This window comes from Bacillus silvicola, from assembly GCF_050524305.1.
In the GTDB taxonomy this organism is placed as follows: domain Bacteria; phylum Bacillota; class Bacilli; order Bacillales; family Bacillaceae_G; genus Bacillus_A; species Bacillus_A cereus_AT.
Window position 1 is genome coordinate 524,123 of the sequence record NZ_JBNGVC010000017.1, and the last position, 17,615, is coordinate 541,737.

A 17,615-nucleotide genomic window follows, 5' to 3' on the forward strand; every position below is an offset into this window, starting at 1 on the left:
TTCAAATCAATACAAGATTAATTGGAATTTGCTTCATTTATGCTTTTCTAAAAATTTGATTATACGACGATATACATGTATCTCATTTTCTTTCTTTGAAAATCCATGTCCCTCATCGTCTAGTACAAGGTATTCTACATCCACCGCTTTATCCTTAAGGGCTTGGAAAATTCGATCCGACTCCGATTTTACAACTCGAGGGTCATTTGCCCCTTGTATGATAAGAAGCGGTTTATTCATTTGATGTAAATATGTGATTGGCGAATCTTTTCTAAGCTTATCTTTGTCTTTCTTAACATCACCAATTAAATTAACTGCAAGTGGCTTCCAATTCTCAGGCATAGATTCTATAAAACTAAATAAATCACTAGGGCCAAAAATATCTACGGCTGCACGGAAATACTCTGAATGACGCCCGTAGAGTAATAAAGTCATATACCCTCCATAACTACCGCCCACAACGAATAATTTATTAGGAGTTGAAATACCCTGCTTAAATAGCCATTCTATTCCTGCTACACAATCTAATCGAGGGGCTTCTCCCCAATCACCTTCAATCATTTTCGTAAATGTTGAACCATACCTTGTACTACCTCTAAAGTTTGGAGCGAAAATAGTATAACCTTGCCCTAATAAATATTGAAACATTGCTCTGAACTTTTTCGTCTCAGCACTTTGTGGACCACCATGAGGCCAGAATATAGTATATCCATTTTGCACTCCTTTTTTAGCTTGGAATAACAATGCTTCTATGATTAACCCATCAAACGAAGAATACGTAACAACATCAGGCTCCACAAGAGTATCTTCTGAAAGCCCAACTACATGGTTTCTAGTCAAAGCTATCCATTCGGTACTATCAGACTCCTTACAGTAGATATTCGCTGTTTTCGTCGCACTCTCACCCAATAAGTATAAGTTTCCAGACTTAGCGACATGAATTTGTTTGATCGTATCTACTGGAGTATCTAATAAAGTTAATTCCTGCTTACCCCATTCAAATCTATATAATTTATCGGTTACACCTTTGGCAGTAACAATGTAACAAGTTGCTGATCCTGGGTGCCATTTTATATCAGATATGTCTTCACTTTCTATTTTGCAAATTGGCTTGAATTTCTTTTCATTCAAATCAAAAGAAGCTACATAGGAAAACTCCTCTTCATAATTTGTAACAAAAATCACTGTATTTTCATCGACATAACAAACGGATGCTATGGTGTGCTCTAGCTCGCTGGAAGGTACTATACAAATGAATTCTTCTCCACTTTTCACATATCCTACATTATATGTATTACTATATGACTTTAAGACAATGTAATTTGTTTCATTCGGGCTCACTGCCTCCACATATGTAGGTGTCTCTGTACCGGTAAACAGGAGAGTATCTTCGTTTGTACGTATATTATAACAACGAGAGTTTAAGAACCTTGGGTTATCTTTACTTGTGACATAGTATAGTCTTTCTCCATCCGCTGTTAAATGCACATAATAATCTTTTTCTTTCTCTCCTGCCGGAATCAACTCAAGCAATTCTCCACCCACTGGTTTCAATGCATAAATATGATAGTTTTCATCTCCATCTTTATCAAATCCAGCTAAAATAAATCTATTCGAGGGATCTATTTTAATAAAATTACTTGGTTGATTACAATATGTTAAGGGATAAGGGTATAAATTAGGTAAATCTATCGACCATAAATTAAAATGCCCATTTAAGTTTGTATTGAAAAGTAATCTTCTTTCATCTTCACTCACCGTAAAATCACTAATACTATATGACCTGAAAAATTGCTCAGCATTTTCTTTCGGAAATTGAATCATATTACATCCTCCATCCTATTTTTTATTAGAAAATTCAGAAATAAATATATATTATTATTCGCCGTTACCATATATACCCCTTTTGACTTTCATTAAGTTCACTTTTATTTTCTAGTCACACTCTCATATGAATAGCATAAAAAGAAAGGGCAAGTTCTCACAGTAAGAGTTTGCTCTTCCTTGTATATTTAGAATATAATGATATTTTATTGTGGTGTATTAGAGATCTACATGGTAAGGTTTGAAACGCCTAATAGATAGCATATTTACATAATTTTCGTTATTGGAAGTATACTTAAGATCATCTTTAACTTAATAGGAGTCTAAAAAGTCCTCTAGTTTGTTTATGAAGTGACCCCTAAAAGTTAGACATGGTTATTTCATTAGGCAGCGTTTTGGGCGTGGGTCCGGTATTGTATCGGACTCATACCCTTTAATTTTGCCTTAATTCTCTTATGATTATAGTAAGATATATATTTTGCTAGTTCTTGTTCAAAATGTTCCATATTCTTAAAGTCTTTTCGATATAAAAATTCAGATTTCATAATACCAAAGAAATTTTCGATAACTGCGTTATCGTAACAGTTCCCTTTCCGAGACATACTTTGTGTAATACCACGTTTATGAAGAGAATCACGGTATTTTTTCATTTGATAGTGCCAACCTTGATCGGAATGAATAAGGAGGGCATCCTCATCTGTTAAGCGTTCAAAGGATTGGTCTAACATATTAGAAACAAGGGCGTAGGTTGGCCTTGAACCAATTGTATACGTGATAATTTCACCATTAAACAAGTCCAACATTGGCGATACATATAATTTCTCTCCAAATAATTTAAACTCCGTAATATCCGTGACCCATTTTTCGTTTGGCCTTTCTGCTTTGAAATTACGTTCTAAAATATTAGGGGCAATCTTTCCAACAGTTCCTTTATAAGAGCGATATTTCTTCATACGGACCAAACACTTTAATCCTAATTCTTTCATAATGCGTTGTATCTTTTTGTGATTTATTTTATGTCCACGATTAGTAAGTTCATCACGAATACGGCGATAACCATAACGGCCTTCATGTTCATGATAAACAGCTTGAATTAATACTTTCAAATCTGCATCTGGATCCGGACGTTTGGCATTTTTTAACCAATAATAATATGTGCTACGTGGAATATTGGCAAGCACTAAAAGTGATTGTACCGGAAATTGATGCCTTAATTCATAAACTACTTGCGCTTTGTCTTTTTTTGTGACTTCTGTTTGTTTTGAACTAAGGCATTCAACTTTTTTAAATACGCATTCTCCATACGTAACCTTTCTAACTCCTCTTGGAGTTCTTCAATGGAGCCTTCGACTGGTAATTGCTTTTTCACTATTTTGTGATTTTTATTATTCATAGACGGATGCCTCTTTTCTTTAAGTTGTAGGGCATCCAATCCTTCTGTTTCATAAGCTACTTTCCATTTACGAACCGTTTCATAAGATGGAATATTAAAAATTGCCGCTGTTTCCCTGATAGACGTCCTATTTTCAATCATATAGTTAAGTACGTCTAGTTTAAATTGCGTAGAGTAAGATGTATAGCGTTTTTCAAAAGCTTTTTCACCGGAATATTCATATCGGCTAATCCAGTGATAAAATACCCGCTGATCCACGCCTATAGATTTAGCAATGCTTGTCCCGCCTTCTGGGCCTTCTAAATATCGTTTTACTGCTTGTATTTTTTCTTTTGAAGAAAATTTAGCCATAAAAAAACTGCACCTCCAATTGTTAGTCGTGTCTAACAATTGGGGTGCAGTTCATTTAACTGGAGGACTTAATATCACTTTTTTGTTTTATTTTTTCTCACTAATTTTAAGCCGTTTTGCATTTATGAAAAATGCGCTTCCAATTATAAATATAACGGAAGAGATATACATTGTTATCCCTGAGTATTTATTATCGAATATTGTAATATCAAGTAAATTAATGAACATTATCAATATAAGTGATATGTACAATCCATTAATATATTTCACTTATGCCCCCCCTTTTACTATATTTTTTTCTTTTCTTTTTCATCTCTTTTTTTCGGTAACTCCTATGTGATAAATAGTGGTTTCTAAAGGCATTATTTATTATATCCTTTTTCCCTATTTTACCATTTGAGAGAGGTGATATGTTGTATGGTTTTAGTTGTATATTGTATACATGATCAGTTAAAATAACGTCTCATTATCAGCAGCGAAGAAATACAAATACCTCCAAAACGAGAAAATGTACATTTTTTTAGTTTTGGAGGTTATAAAATCCTTAAGTTGATGGATGTGGCGTTACCCCAATTAGAACAAAATATAGATTTAGATCATATTTCTCAATGTGTAAAATAACTTAACAATGTTCGTATACTTTTTCTTTGCTAGGGCGAAATAGCTTCAATTCCTTCCAATTCCGAATTCGAGGCATCAGCTGAATTCCAAGCAAAACTACTAACCAAAATAGGAGTCTACTATTCTCCGTGTTATTCTTCATATATTTCCACCAGACCCAAATAAATTAGTATATCTCCAATAGAGACACATTAATTTAAGTTATAATATTTTTTGCATAAAAAGAAATGTTGTTTTTCATGTATACCTATTAAATGAATACTTTGTATTAAGTTTGGATTATGGGCGATTGGATCAGGGAAACGTATGTGGCCAGCAATGTCATCTTCGATTTTAGAAAGCATTTTTTCTAAATTCTTCGTTTCATTATCTAGCCCTTTAATTAACCTTTCAAATGAAATTTTACCTTCTATTCCTTTAGGTGGTAGCAAAATAAAAGGTGCTTTCATTGGTTTGTTGTGTTTCTCTTTATATTCAGTATATATGTCCTTACTATGGGTTTTGTAAGGTGACTTTTTTCTTGCTGCAGCAATTGGTCTAGACAGTGGTAAATATAACTTATTTAATTGTCGAAATCGCCTGACCATTAAGTATAAATGATAATATGTTTCTCCAAAAGACCACTTATCCTTATAAGGCCGTTCCCATTCTTTTTGTTTGAAACACTGTATTTCATTAGCGAATTCTTCTCTTTGTTGATAAATTTTGTAAAAGTGATTAGTCATGTAAATGCTCTGCATAATTCCCCCTGTGTATGTAAGTTAAAGTTTCTATAATTTGCGAATAGCACACTAACTTAATATTATAGTTAGTAAAGTTCTTTCCACTTAACAAACACCAACTATAATTTTCGATAACCCCACGTACATAATGAAATAATTCACCTTCAATTTCTGTTTCATCCTTAATAAAATAATTCCTTACTAAAGGTGAATTGATATTGTTTTTAATATCAAATAAACTAATTCCTTTACATTTCACATAACTTTCTTTAAAAGTCCATGCATCTGTAAAAAAATTGATTTGTTCTCTCTGTGATCGAGTTAATAAGTGTTTTAGTTCTTCTTGAGTAAAGAAGAATTGAGCTAACTCATGATTGCACCACTTATATTCCTCAATATCAGCCCCTACGGCAGCATTATCACTGTAAGTACACATAACCCATTCATTACAATTTGAAATATTAAAGAAACCTTTCGATAATAGAGGTTTCCCTCGCATATTATAGGTAATACTCAACGGATATTTCATTCTTTGTTTTGTGAACAGCACATACTGTATAAGTAAATCGCTGTACATAATATGAAGCTTTTTTTTAGGATGTGTAGTTTTTTTTAATCTCTGTATAGCTCGTTTAGTGAGAATTCTTCTTGATATAAGATTACTTGGGTTTTTATTTATCTTACAGAAGAAAATATCCATAATTAATCCTGAAAGTTCGATAATAAAATTGAGGCATTATGCCCACCAAACGCAAATGAATTATTTAAGATCTTACCACCATTATAATTAGATACCTCTTCTAGAAGAAGGTTAACTTCTATATCCTCTCCCACACTGTCTCTTGATACATTAAAAGTGGGAATTAATTTTCCTTTTTTAATCATCATACAACATAATGCTGTTTCAATTGCTCCAGCAGCCCCTAAAGCATGTCCATGTAAAGATTTAGTCGAGGATACTAAAGGATTGTGATTAAATACGTCCTTTATAGCCTTTCATTCAGTTAAGTCGTTAAGTTTAGTAGATGTACCATGAGCGTTTATGTACTCTACCTCATCAGGACTACATTTGGCATCAATTAATGCATTTTCCATACATCTTGTAACACCATTGAGGTCAGGCGCCAATAATGAAGTAGCATCTGATGAACTTCCATAACCTTCTATTTCACAATAGATATGAACCCCACGCTCCTTTGCATGATTAAGCTCTTCAAGAATAAGAAAGGCCGCCCCTTCACTCATCACAAATCCAGATCTATCTTTTGAAAAAGGGACACTAGCTTTATCTAAGGATTTAGAGTTCGTCAAAGTTCTTAACTTTCTAAAAGCTTCTATAACTTGTGGAATAACACATGCTTCTGCTCCACCTGCTAATATTATTTTTTTGCTACCATTTTGAATTTTTTTAAATGCTTCTCCTACCGCTACTGTTCCTGAAGCACAGGCAATTGAATAAGCAAGAGATTCACCTTTTATACCTAAATCAATACTAATATTTGCTGTTATCATATTAATTAGATTTCTAGGTATTACAAGCATTGTCATTTGATCTACACCTTTTACAGCTGCAGTTCCAAACTCATCTGCGAGGGCACGAATGCCCCCAACAGAACTTCCAACAAACACAGAAACATTTTCATTATTTTCATCATTAATTATTAAATCTGCATCTTTAACGGCTTCTCTTGATGCAATTACGGCCATTTGAGTACAACGATCCATATACCGCTTATCCTTTGTTGTAAGTGGTTCATTAAAAATGTCATCTACTTCCCCAACAAATTTTGTATTTTCATATTTGGAAGGAATAATACCACTTTCAAGGTTAACAATACTTTCCCAGGAACTTTCTCTGGTAATACCATTTGGTGAAACAATACCTATTCCTGTTACCACGACTCTATTCATAAACTCGTCTACCTCCATTGTCATTTCAAATGCATTTCATTTTTGACCTTATTCTTATTAAGAAGAAGGTAAATACGGCAATTATCATTCCATTACTTGCAAATATAATGTTTAGATTATCAGTAACTCTAACAAAGTTGACAAAGTCAAACATAATTTGATCCAAAAACACTCTTACACCTATTCTTGACAGAAGGTATGATCCAATAATAGTTAGGACCGCAATAGGAAAACTAAAGGCAAAATGCATTCTCATTAGTTCTTTTAATGAATAACCTTCTAATTTTAATGTCTTAATTGATTTGATACTATTTTGATAACTGAACTCAAGAAGTGAGTAAAGTAATGCAACTTGTAGAACTATAGCAAGACCTAAAATAAGTGTGATCTGTTTGTTTATAACATCTAAGATATTTTTCCCGGAAGTTATTATCTCGTTCCTAGTTAATGTAGCTTCTATCCCACCATCGTTAGAATTATCATATGGTTTTGATAGAGCTACTGCAGGTACTGAATATGTTTCATGGTTGAACATTTCTCCGTTATCGGAAACTAAATATATATTACTCACTGTAGTAACATTGTTGACTTTATTAATTTTAAATGAGTAATCTTTTTGATTAGTTACATCTTTTAGTAGTAACTTATCTCCTACTTTTTTCCCATATTTATCAGAGAATGCTTGAGTAATTATTACATCTCCATCTGCAAGTTTGAGATTATAATTATAATATTTAGAATCAGAACCGATTACATAAACACTTTGTGTAATACCGTCTTCATCATGTAAGTTATATAGTTTAAACTCTTCACCCTTGATATCATGTTGATTAGGTGGATTTAAAAACAAAATTTCTTCAAAGATATTCTCTGATGCTAAGTCATCGACATACTTAGTTACAGAGTCTTTCAATAAAAACGAAAAATTAATCAGTAAACCTACAAAGAAAATCAGTACTATAAACAAAGCCAGTTCCTTTTTATTTCTATTTATCCGCTTTAACCGATACCGGTAAGTAAAAGGAATGAATTTCATGATTTTTCTACTTCTTTTTCTTATAGATTTAACTTTATTTTTCTTCTTTTTAAATTTTATATAAAACAGATAAACTAAAACAAAGTTAATCACTAAAACAATAGCTAACGAGAAAACTAAACATTCCGTCAATAACATATAATCAATTTTAAGAATTGGATAATTATATATTTGGCTATTCATTTGCATAATCGTCTCAATCAAAAATATACCGATTGTACCACCGATTAACCATGCAATTAAAAGTGTTAAGCTCGTTTCAGTTATATAATGTTTAAAAAGCATCCATTTGTTAAAGCCTAACTTATTAAATGTTGCTAGGTTATTTGATTCTTTCTTGGATACTTCAAAATGGTAAACACTTAAAAGAACTCCAACTATCAGATATAGTAAGCATGTTAAAAGCAACGCAAGATCCCTTGGTGCTTTTGCATCACCTATTACTTGTTGTATCCTCGTGTTATTTTGAGAATCATTTATATAAGTTGGTTTAACGATTTTCGAAACCTCTTGAACATCTAGATTGCTAGTATAAGCATAATATGAAGAGAACTCATTACCAAATAGCCTTTGAAACGTTTCTTCATTTACAAATGCTATACCAAAAACTTCAGAATTAGCTTGCAACACTAGATTACTATTTTTGGTTGTAATATAATCAGGTGATATTGCAGTTCCAACTATTTTTAATTTTTCTCCATTAAAGGTCAATTCATCATTGAGCGCTAATTTATTTGCTTTTAAATAGTTATTGTCAATTAGAATCTCTTTATCATTTTGAATATCACGACCGCTGGTCACTTGATATTTATTAATTTTTTTTCTTGACTGGAATATTCGAACTGTACTGCCGCCTTCCCTCACTTCCCCATTTTTAATTTGTTCGAAAGAAATATCCTTAAATTTCTCATCAATATCGTCATTAGTTATAAATATACCGTCTTCTACGTTATATTCGCTGTTGAATTTTTCAACTGATTGTAGAACGCTACTTGTACCAACAAAAAAGCTTATAAAGATACCAGTTGTAGCAAAAACAACAAGAAATATAACTAGAAACTTTAATTTATAAGTGTTTAATCTTCTTATTGTGCGTTTTCTGAACTTTCTATTTATATTTTGATTTACCATTCTAAATTCTCCGCTAATTCAATATCTCCATTTACCATATCATTAACCTTTTTCCCATCATGAATAGTAATAACACGATTGGATATTTTCGTTATTTGTTCATTATGGGTTATAAGAACAATCGTAGTTTGATGACTTTGTTGCAGTTTTTGTAATACTGTTAGAACCTCCTTAGATGAATTCCCATCAAGTGCTCCTGTAGGTTCATCACAAAACAGTATTTTAGCTCTTTTCACTAAAGCTCTTAATATCGCAGCTTTTTGCTGTTGACCTCCGGAACATTGATTAGGAAATAGATTAATTGCTTTACGAATATCCCAATCATCGATAAGATTTTCAATTTCCTCAGTAACACCATGTTCTAAATAGATATTCTCATGCAAGGTTAGATCATCAATTAAGTTATATTCTTGAAAAATAAAAGCAATATCATTTTTTCTAAAAACATTTACTTCTTTTTTAGAGAGATTACCTATATTTCTTTTGTTTACTTGAATTTCGCCTGAAGTAACACTCTCTAGTCCCGATAAGCATTTGAGAAGTGTAGTTTTACCCGACCCAGATTTCCCAATAATTGTACAAAATTCACCCTTAGTTATACCTAAATCAATTCCTCTTAACACTTTTAATTCATTTTGCTTATTTGCATTAAAAACCTTGATAACGTTAGTAGCTTTAATCATTTGTACCTCCATATTTATGTTTAATTGTAATAAAATACGAATAATATGTATCATCTGCTGGTGCAATTTCACTTACTTCAAATCCAGATGAATCTAGTAAAGTAAGGAAAAGATTCCACTGTTCCGCTTGAGCAAAATCAATAAGCATATTATTTAATACAACTTCAGCTTGGAGAATACTATTACAGATATCAAATTTATAGCGAGATATAAGATTCCAATCCTTATTATGCTTTGCCATTAGCTCTTGATAAATCTCAAAATTAGGATAATACTGACAAATAACAATAGTACCGTCCCTATGCAAAATTTCTTTTAGTCGCTGGAAGAGCTTTTCTTTTTCGTCTTGAGTAAGATAAAATAACATGTAGCTCATATTGATCATGTCAAATTTACATTCAAATGAAAGGTCTATAATGTCCTCGTTATGTATAACAACATTCGATTTATCTTTATATTTAGTTTGTAATTTTTCAAACACCTTCTTTTGTCTTTCTACACCAACAATTTGTTTATCATCAGAGTTCAAATGAACATCAATATAGTTACCATTTCCACATCCAATATCAAGAATTGACTTAAATTGTTTTTGAGAAATAAAAGTTGCATAGTTTTCTTTTGTGTAAATATTAAACGCTAATTCTCCAAGATCTGTGTAAAAATCCTCTGAAAAGCTAGGAGATATTTGTTTAAAAAAATTTAATTTATTAATCTCTTGTAAATAAGTAAGGACCTCTTTAATATATACAAACTCTAATTTCCCCATTATTTTTCCTAATGTTGTATTATGTTCTGTATTAATTACACACTCAATGAACTTGTAATCACTTTGTATTTTACTTACAATCTTACTATAATTTGTGTCTTCAAATTCAACTAAGCTATTTCTGTCCTTTACTGCCAAAAGGTATTCTTGATTTAATGTGTATACATCCTCTTTTTGTGAAATCATCCCCAACTGGATACCTAAATCCATAAATGAATGAAATATATTATGATGCATATTTCCTTTTGTCATTTCTTGAACATTATCAAAATTTTCATGCATCTTCCTTAATACAATAAATCTTATATAGTTTTTAACTTTTGAAAACAAAAGTAATTGGAATAAAGGAGTATCTCTTATCCCTACAATTTTAGATAATCGAACTAAACTGTTTATACGAATGGACTTTTCTGGTAACTTATAACGTTTGTTTGGAGAATATGATTGATACTTGCTCATTAACAAACTGTATTGCATTTAAAAACCTCCTCTTCTTTTAAAATTAAGTGATAGGAAGCAGAAAGCTCCCTATCTATATAAATTTCCACGTAATTTATAAAGGTATTAACACGGACTCATTGTACGTAGATAAACTTTGAATGTTTTCTTTAATTACTTTTAAAGTCATATCCAGGTCTTCTCTTGAATGAGCAGCTGAAATAAAAAATCTTATTCTAGCTTCACTCTCTTTTACTGCAGGATAAATTATTGGCATCGCATTTATTCCATTTTTAAATAATATTTCTGAGAATTTAAGAGCTTCATCAGAGTTTCCAATGATTAAAGGTACTACTGGAGTGTCATAGCTTTTACCTGTATCAACTCCCAATTTCTTTATTTCATTTAAGAAATAAGTATGGTTTTCTTTTAATCTTACAAATAAACTTTCTTCACTTTCACAGATTGTTAACGACGCTACTGCCGCAGCTGCATTAGCTGGTGTCATTCCTACACTGAAAATAAATCCAGGTGAATTAAATCTTAAATATTTAATAAAGGATTTGCTACCAGCAATATATCCCCCACAACTATTAAGGGATTTACTTAATGTTCCCATTAGAATATCTACTGATTTAGGGTTAACATCATAATAACTTGTAACACCTCTACCATTCTTACCAATAGTACCGATTGAATGCGCTTCATCCACCATGAGAATAGCATTATACTTTTCTTTTATTCTGATTAGTTCTGGCAGTTTACAAATATCTCCATCCATGCTGTAAACACCTTCTACCACGATTAAAACCCTGCGGAATTTCGATCTTAGCTTTTTCAGCTCATCTTCTAGATGATCCATATCATTATGTTTAAACGGTTTTCGCTTGGCATTAGAAAGAATTGCACCTTGAATAATACTATTATGAGCCAATGCATCATGTAGAATTAAATCTTCTTGATTGACAATATTCCCTATAGTATTAACGTTAGTACTGTGTCCTCCCACCTGAATTAGAGCATCTTCTACATCTAAGAATTCAGCAATTTTTCTTTCAAGCTTTTGATGGATTTCAATTTCTCCGCTAAGTAACCTACTACCAGAAACACTCGTTCCATAACGATTTATCGCTTCAATGACGGCCTGGTTAATTATATTTGAACCATTAATACCAAGGTAATTGTAAGTGGAATAATTTATCTTCTCTTCTCCATCTATAATAATTCTATTTGATGCTATTCCATGGTTTTTTCTGAAATAAGGAATGTATTCTCTGCTTTTAAGATATTTATGAAACTCTTTAACTTCATTGAAATCATCCAGTAATGAAGCTGTCTCTTGATTCATTTCCATCCCTATTTCTTTATATATTAAACATAAAATATCATTTACAGTTGTATCCTCTTGTTGAAAAACTTCTTCCAAGTCGACTTCTTTCATCTCAGGAAAGTCTTGTACTACTAATCTATGAAAATCCATAATCATCATTGAGTCCAGGCCAAGATTATTAACTAACGAATCAGTTACAGCAATATCACTTTGATCATAACCTGTTATTTCAGCCAAATGGCTAATGATTTTATCGTATACTTTATTCATGGTAAACCTCCATTATTCTTTTATGTTATAGCGAAATGATTTATTAAGAAGTTAGCAGCATTTACTGGACCATCAATATTTTCTAAAAGTTCCTGCATTTCTTTTGCCTTATTATGCATCTCTTTATTTGTTAGCGAGAAGTCTATCAATTCACCAATTTTCTGAGTCGTAATATCTTTTCGTTTAAGTTCCAATGCATTACCAAAAAGAACACATTCATTTATATTGGCTTTTTGTTCTGCTTGCAGTCCAAGCCCAAGGAATGGTTTACCAGATAAACAAGCCGTTTGAACTGTACCTTCTCCACCATGAATAATAGATAAATCTATTATATTTCCCAATTTATGAGCGGGAAGTAAGTCACAAAGAATAATATTCTTGCTACTAGAAAAAATATTGCCACTAGACGCAAGTATTTTCTTCATTGGACATATAACTGTCACCGGAAGTTTCTTTAAAATATGTAAGAATTTCATGACAATTTCTTTACTTCCAGAGCTTCCCATCGCAAAATAAATAACAGGTTGATTTGAGGGAAGACTATATAGAAATGATGGTATGGGCATATCCAGTTTTGCATAAACCGGGCCAATATATTTATAGTTAGCAGGAAGATCGTCCACACCACTAATTTCAGGAATGGTTGTAATTAAATTATAATCAGCATCCAGTGCATCTATGGTGTATTTTGGAAGTTCTACTCCTTCTTCTTTTGCCAATTTTGAAAAAGACTTTGGTTTATAAGTAATACCTAAAGCAACCTTTTTATAGAGATTCATGGTGATTTTTTTAGGTAAGAAAGTCTTATTAATTATGGAAGGTAATTCTAGGTGTCCTTTTAATACAAAAGTTCTGGTGTATGCTAATGGTTTAATATATACAAGTGGTGTTTGACAAGCTCTCGCTGAAATAAACATACTCAATGTAGTTCCGATAACGACAACCGCCGGACAGTAAGTATTTATAATTCTTTTCTCATTCTCAATTCGTTTTTTGAGATGTTCGTATGTAAAGGGATGTTTTATACCCTTCATCTGATCGACTTTCATAAGTTGAGTGATATCGTCTTCACTTAAAACTGGTTCAAGGTGGATAAATTCAAAGTTAGCTTTTTCAATAAGATAAGCATATTTTCTAGAGTAGCCTATAAATATGCAATGAAAGTATTCGGAACATTTCTTTGCTACTTCTATTGATCTGGTAGTTTCGGCCAAGTTAAAAGTTTCTGGTGCAAAAATTATGTTTTTTTTAATTATTCTCATCCTCCTTAAACGTATTTCTAATATATATCACTTAAAAACTTCAACATGGATTTTATTAAGTCTGGAGGAACTTGAGCGGCGATTTAACTCGGCTTCTGTATCCTTCTTTACTACACTTCTACAAGCTAAAATTGGCGGATTATCTAAGATTTCATAAAAGCAAATCTAGCGATGATAATAGCAGCCATAATGCTTAAAAGGCCACCTATATAAGTTGAATTAAAAGGTTACAGCTACTGTTTGTCGAAATATAATAAGTAACATATATTGACAAATGGAGCGGAGCAAAATGACACATGTACACCAAAACGAAAAAGAAAGCCTACTTGTAGCAATGAAAACGACTAAAACGAAACGAATGTATGAACGTTATCAAACGATCTATTTCTATGTACAAGGCTTTTCTATAAAAGAAATAATGAACATGATTGGTCGTTCTGAAAAAACAATCTATAATTATGTGAATGCTTACAAAGAAAAAGGATTGCATGGCTTACTCATGGGACAATCAACAGGAGCACCACGTAAATTAGCCCCTGAACAAGAACAGGAGTTAGTTCAAGTGATTGCATCTCATCTACCCGTTGATGTTGGATTTCCAGCTAAACATAATTGGACTTTATCCATTATCGCTTCTTTCATTAAAAGAGAATGGAACGTAAGTTACACACTTCGCGGGGTGTCTCGACTTTTACATGATTTAGGGCTTAGTTACACAAAACCGACGTATACATTAGCGAAAGCAGACCCGGTGAAACAACAAGAGTTTAGGGAAGTTACCTTCCCCGCCTATAAAAAAAACTTTTAAACGAGGAGATTGACCATCTTCTGTTTCAAGATGAGTCCATGATCCGCGATTACCAAGCACTGCAGCATACATGGTTTTTAAAAGGAAAACAACGCAGTATTCCTACTTATGGGAAACACCAAGGTGTTAAACTTATTGGTACACTTAATTATGAAACCGGTGAGTTAGTTTGTGTAGAAGAGGAGCGGTATGATGCCGAAGCATTTCTTCGTTTTCTTCAGCATGTACTTGAACTGTATCCCAACGGGAAAATAGCTCTTATTCTAGATAATGCGCGTATTCATCATGCGAAGCTCATCCAACCACTTTTAAGGAAACACTGTCATCGCTTAGAATTAGTGTTTTTACCTCCCTACAGTCCCGATTTAAATTTAATTGAAGGGGTATGGAAATGGCTCAAATCAGACATCATTCATAATGTTTTTTATTCATCGATTTATGAAATTCAAAAAAATGTACAGGCTTTTATTCAGGAATTAAATCGCACACCTGAAAAAGTGATCGATCGATTATGCATTCGATTGTAATCTTTTAATTCAACTTATATAGAACCATCTTTTGTTTGAAAAATTGCTTCACTATAAGTCTTTTAAATTATTCCTCCTAGCATTCGTTTAACAAACAAACAGATAGATAACGAACAATGTGTAGTTGATAATAAATTCATGTTGTTTATAATGGAATTATATCGTTTTTTCCATAAAATTCAATTTACATTTAAGGCCTAAATGTAAGATAAAAAACAAAAGGATGAAATCTGTTGTCTATAATGACAATAACGAACGGGGAGGTATAAGATGTTGAAAAAAGCGGATCTGCGGATTATTCGAACAAAGAAATTTATATATGATGCTTTTATCAAACTGATAGCGGAAAAGGGATACGATGCTATTACCATTCAAGATATCGCAGATGAGGCACTCATCAATCGGGCAACATTTTACTCGCATTACAGGGATAAACAAGATCTGTTAACAAAGCTTAGCGAGAGTGCACTAGAAGAGTTAACAAGTAAGATGGTCCTATATGCCCATGTGCAGGGACATCAAATAGATTTTTCGAAACTCGAGGAAGTTTTACAATCGATATTTGAGTGTATGGTAAAACATGCAGACTTTTATAAAACCATGTTTGGGCCTCATGGCATTCATGATTTCAACCTACAAATGCAGCAGACTATTATGGATAATCTTGAACGAAATTACATTGAGCTTAAAATTGGAGAACATGACTCAGATATTCCAAAGGATATGGTATTACGTTTCTTCACTTCCTGTGTTGTTGGGATGGCAATTTGGTGGCTTCAAAATGATATGAAATATTCACCAAAATATACTGCACAACAGTTAGTGAAGCTTATGACTAAAGGACCCTTTTGTGCAGTAGGTTTTACTTTTTTTAATGAGCGCTAGAAAGAGCAACTATACCAGGAATTGCAAAGGGTTCTGGTGCGAAAATAATCATCTTTGAAAAAATCAATAAATGATTTTTTCAAAGATGATTAATATGTTCTAAACTTTTATTCTATATAAAAGTAATTTTTACTTTTCTGTAATATTTACAAATTCAACGGCTCCCTTACCCTCAGTACCTAAAGCCGTATTCACTTTATCTATTTCCTTACTTAATTCTGGTGCTTTCCCTTGATTGAGTAAATTATGATTCCCAAAAGATTTATTAAAAGATAGAATCTGTCTAGTTTTTTCTTTCCCATTTATTTCTTTAAATAATGTATCATCTACAATTAATAGGATTGCGTTGGATCCACCACGATATGGCGCTAGCCATACATCACCTTCGTATTGAGTACTCATTTTTTTCCCATCATATATTATTTCTTTTAAGTCCTTATATTCTTTATTTGCAAATAAGATAATTTCATCTTTTTTTCTTTTTGGTAAAGAGGCAATAGGGACTGAAGATGTGAGCCCACTATTATTATCCCTTTCACGTATAAGCCCCTTTTTATTCATTTTTTCAGCAGTTGTTCTGCTTATAAATAGTAAATTACTAGGAGTATCCGCCCTAGCATCCCAAAATTGTGTCGGGAGCTTTATATTGAGTTTGTTATTATCTATGCTCCCCTCTTTTATTTTGAATTGCTCTTGTGATATGGTTATATCTTTGTATAGGTCTATTATAGAATTTCTTGTTTGTTCATTTAACTGCTCTACCTCTATTGAAAGCCCATTTGCCGGGGAGTTTTTTGCACCAAAGAATGAACATGCTCCTAACACGGTAATCGAAATACCAGCTACTATTAATAACCCAAGTCTTTTTTTCACCCTATATTCTCCTTCTTTTTATTATTTTCGAATTAAAAAATCGTTTTATACATTTTTTTCAAGTATTGAGAACGAACAAAGTAAAAGTATATAATTTGCAAAACTAAGAAACAAACCAATACTATAACGGAACTACCCAAGACCGAAAAATTAGCTAACTTTTGTAAGGTGATAAAAGCAACCGAACTATGTGTAATCGCTATTGAAATTGGTAAAAAGAATAACAATGTAAGTTGACGTGACACAACTTTCTTTAATTCCGGTTTGCTTAAACCGACCTTTGCTATCATTTTATATTGCTGCTGATTTCGTTCTAAGTCTGTATATAATCGGAAATATAAAAAGCTTGCAGCAAACGTAAAGAAAACAATGCCTATTAATACACTCATGATGGATGCAAGTCCAAAACCTTGTTTCATCATTATCCATGTAGATATTAAAGAAGAAAATTTATATTGCTCGTTGTATAATACTGGCTCATGTATACCTTCATTATCTTTCTGAAGAGTAGTCACGATTTTTCCAGCAACTTTTTTCGTTTTCTCCCAATCCTTCACAATAAAACCATTAATGGTGGATTCACCACGGTAATTCTCTGGATCCACTATCATTTGATTATATACAGCGTCTGGTATAATAATTGTCGTTATGTTTGTATCTTGTAGTTCTTTTGGCGTTAGTGTTTTATTTACATGCATATCTATTTTTATATTTCTATGCGACAATCGAAAGTTATTTTGATTCGATTTTGTATTAGAGAATTTTCTTGCAGGTATGACAAAAC

At 32.2% G+C, this 17,615-nt stretch carries 13 protein-coding genes and 3 pseudogenes; 2 read left to right on the plus strand and 14 right to left on the minus strand.

Annotation, left to right across the window (positions count from 1 at the left end; all coding sequences use genetic code 11):
* Positions 1–33: 33 nt before the first annotated feature.
* The 12 genes and pseudogenes from ACP6L7_RS34030 to ACP6L7_RS34085 all read right to left on the minus strand — a co-directional run bounded on the left by ACP6L7_RS34030 (position 34) and on the right by ACP6L7_RS34085 (position 13,738).
* Positions 34–1,824 carry a S9 family peptidase gene (locus ACP6L7_RS34030; RefSeq protein WP_430529741.1) on the minus strand — a complete coding sequence of 597 codons (1,791 nt, stop codon included), beginning with the start codon at positions 1,822–1,824 and terminating at the stop codon, positions 34–36.
* 383 nt (positions 1,825–2,207) lie between these two features.
* A protein-coding gene (locus ACP6L7_RS34035) for an IS3 family transposase (protein ID WP_430528870.1) occupies positions 2,208–3,568 on the minus strand; the annotation gives its coding sequence in 2 pieces (ribosomal slippage) (positions 2,208–3,112 and positions 3,112–3,568; 1,362 coding nt in all).
* Between the two features lie 87 nt (positions 3,569–3,655).
* The gene (locus ACP6L7_RS34040) at positions 3,656–3,838 is read right to left on the minus strand and encodes a hypothetical protein (RefSeq protein WP_071745310.1); all 183 of its coding nucleotides are present in this window, start codon (positions 3,836–3,838) and stop codon (positions 3,656–3,658) included.
* 358 nt (positions 3,839–4,196) lie between these two features.
* Positions 4,197–4,301: pseudogene (locus tag ACP6L7_RS34045) on the minus strand (Tn3 family transposase); the annotation flags it as partial.
* 79 nt (positions 4,302–4,380) lie between these two features.
* Positions 4,381–4,929 (minus strand): DinB family protein, encoded by a 549-nt coding sequence (locus ACP6L7_RS34050; RefSeq protein ID WP_257127381.1) that lies wholly within the window; start codon positions 4,927–4,929, stop codon positions 4,381–4,383.
* Positions 4,907–5,611 (minus strand): 4'-phosphopantetheinyl transferase family protein, encoded by a 705-nt coding sequence (locus ACP6L7_RS34055; protein WP_097831864.1) that lies wholly within the window; start codon positions 5,609–5,611, stop codon positions 4,907–4,909. The genes ACP6L7_RS34050 and ACP6L7_RS34055 overlap by 23 nt, the downstream gene beginning before the upstream one ends.
* A 2-nt stretch (positions 5,612–5,613) precedes the next feature.
* A pseudogene (locus tag ACP6L7_RS34060) lies at positions 5,614–6,846 on the minus strand (beta-ketoacyl-[acyl-carrier-protein] synthase family protein).
* Position 6,847: 1 nt separating this feature from the next.
* Entirely contained in the window at positions 6,848–8,989 is a 2,142-nt protein-coding gene (locus ACP6L7_RS34065; protein WP_097831866.1) for an ABC transporter permease, read from the minus strand.
* Positions 8,983–9,672 (minus strand): ABC transporter ATP-binding protein, encoded by a 690-nt coding sequence (locus ACP6L7_RS34070; RefSeq protein WP_097831867.1) that lies wholly within the window; start codon positions 9,670–9,672, stop codon positions 8,983–8,985. The genes ACP6L7_RS34065 and ACP6L7_RS34070 overlap by 7 nt, the downstream gene beginning before the upstream one ends.
* A complete protein-coding gene (locus ACP6L7_RS34075; RefSeq protein WP_097831868.1) occupies positions 9,665–10,915 on the minus strand; it encodes a class I SAM-dependent methyltransferase in 1,251 nt (416 codons plus the stop codon). The genes ACP6L7_RS34070 and ACP6L7_RS34075 overlap by 8 nt, the downstream gene beginning before the upstream one ends.
* A 76-nt stretch (positions 10,916–10,991) precedes the next feature.
* Positions 10,992–12,476 (minus strand): aminotransferase class I/II-fold pyridoxal phosphate-dependent enzyme, encoded by a 1,485-nt coding sequence (locus ACP6L7_RS34080; protein WP_097831869.1) that lies wholly within the window; start codon positions 12,474–12,476, stop codon positions 10,992–10,994.
* Positions 12,477–12,496: 20 nt separating this feature from the next.
* On the minus strand, positions 12,497–13,738 hold the full coding sequence (locus ACP6L7_RS34085) for a glycosyltransferase (protein ID WP_097831870.1): 1,242 nt from the start codon (positions 13,736–13,738) through the stop codon (positions 12,497–12,499).
* 289 nt (positions 13,739–14,027) lie between these two features.
* Here ACP6L7_RS34085 and ACP6L7_RS34090 point away from each other — a divergent pair.
* Both ACP6L7_RS34090 and ACP6L7_RS34095 read left to right on the plus strand, forming a co-directional pair.
* Positions 14,028–15,073, plus strand: a protein-coding gene (locus ACP6L7_RS34090; RefSeq protein ID WP_430529742.1) for an IS630 family transposase whose coding sequence is annotated in 2 segments (ribosomal slippage) — positions 14,028–14,531 and positions 14,534–15,073 — 1,044 coding nt in all. Because the reading frame shifts where the segments join, the coding sequence is not laid out codon by codon here.
* A 270-nt stretch (positions 15,074–15,343) separates the two neighbouring features.
* Entirely contained in the window at positions 15,344–15,958 is a 615-nt protein-coding gene (locus ACP6L7_RS34095) for a TetR/AcrR family transcriptional regulator (RefSeq protein WP_070129429.1), read from the plus strand.
* A 129-nt stretch (positions 15,959–16,087) separates the two neighbouring features.
* Here ACP6L7_RS34095 and ACP6L7_RS34100 read toward each other — a convergent pair whose 3' ends face one another.
* Together ACP6L7_RS34100 and ACP6L7_RS34105 are read right to left on the minus strand one after the other, a co-directional pair.
* Positions 16,088–16,831 carry a lipoprotein BA_5634 family protein gene (locus ACP6L7_RS34100; RefSeq protein ID WP_098361737.1) on the minus strand — a complete coding sequence of 248 codons (744 nt, stop codon included), beginning with the start codon at positions 16,829–16,831 and terminating at the stop codon, positions 16,088–16,090.
* A gap of 32 nt (positions 16,832–16,863) precedes the next feature.
* Positions 16,864–17,615, minus strand: a pseudogene (locus ACP6L7_RS34105) (ABC transporter permease); the annotation flags it as partial.

Bases quoted from the DNA above. Each gene is read 5' to 3' on its own strand.
- ACP6L7_RS34030 (WP_430529741.1), bottom strand. From the start codon at position 1,824: ATGATTCAATTTCCGAAAGAAAATGCTGAGCAATTTTTCAGGTCATAT.
- ACP6L7_RS34050 (WP_257127381.1), bottom strand. From the start codon at position 4,929: ATGCAGAGCATTTACATGACTAATCACTTTTACAAAATTTATCAACAA.
- ACP6L7_RS34055 (WP_097831864.1), bottom strand. From the start codon at position 5,611: ATGGATATTTTCTTCTGTAAGATAAATAAAAACCCAAGTAATCTTATA.
- ACP6L7_RS34065 (WP_097831866.1), bottom strand. From the start codon at position 8,989: ATGGTAAATCAAAATATAAATAGAAAGTTCAGAAAACGCACAATAAGA.
- ACP6L7_RS34070 (WP_097831867.1), bottom strand. From the start codon at position 9,672: ATGATTAAAGCTACTAACGTTATCAAGGTTTTTAATGCAAATAAGCAA.
- ACP6L7_RS34075 (WP_097831868.1), bottom strand. From the start codon at position 10,915: ATGCAATACAGTTTGTTAATGAGCAAGTATCAATCATATTCTCCAAAC.
- ACP6L7_RS34080 (WP_097831869.1), bottom strand. From the start codon at position 12,476: ATGAATAAAGTATACGATAAAATCATTAGCCATTTGGCTGAAATAACA.
- ACP6L7_RS34085 (WP_097831870.1), bottom strand. From the start codon at position 13,738: ATGAGAATAATTAAAAAAAACATAATTTTTGCACCAGAAACTTTTAAC.
- ACP6L7_RS34095 (WP_070129429.1), top strand. From the start codon at position 15,344: ATGTTGAAAAAAGCGGATCTGCGGATTATTCGAACAAAGAAATTTATA.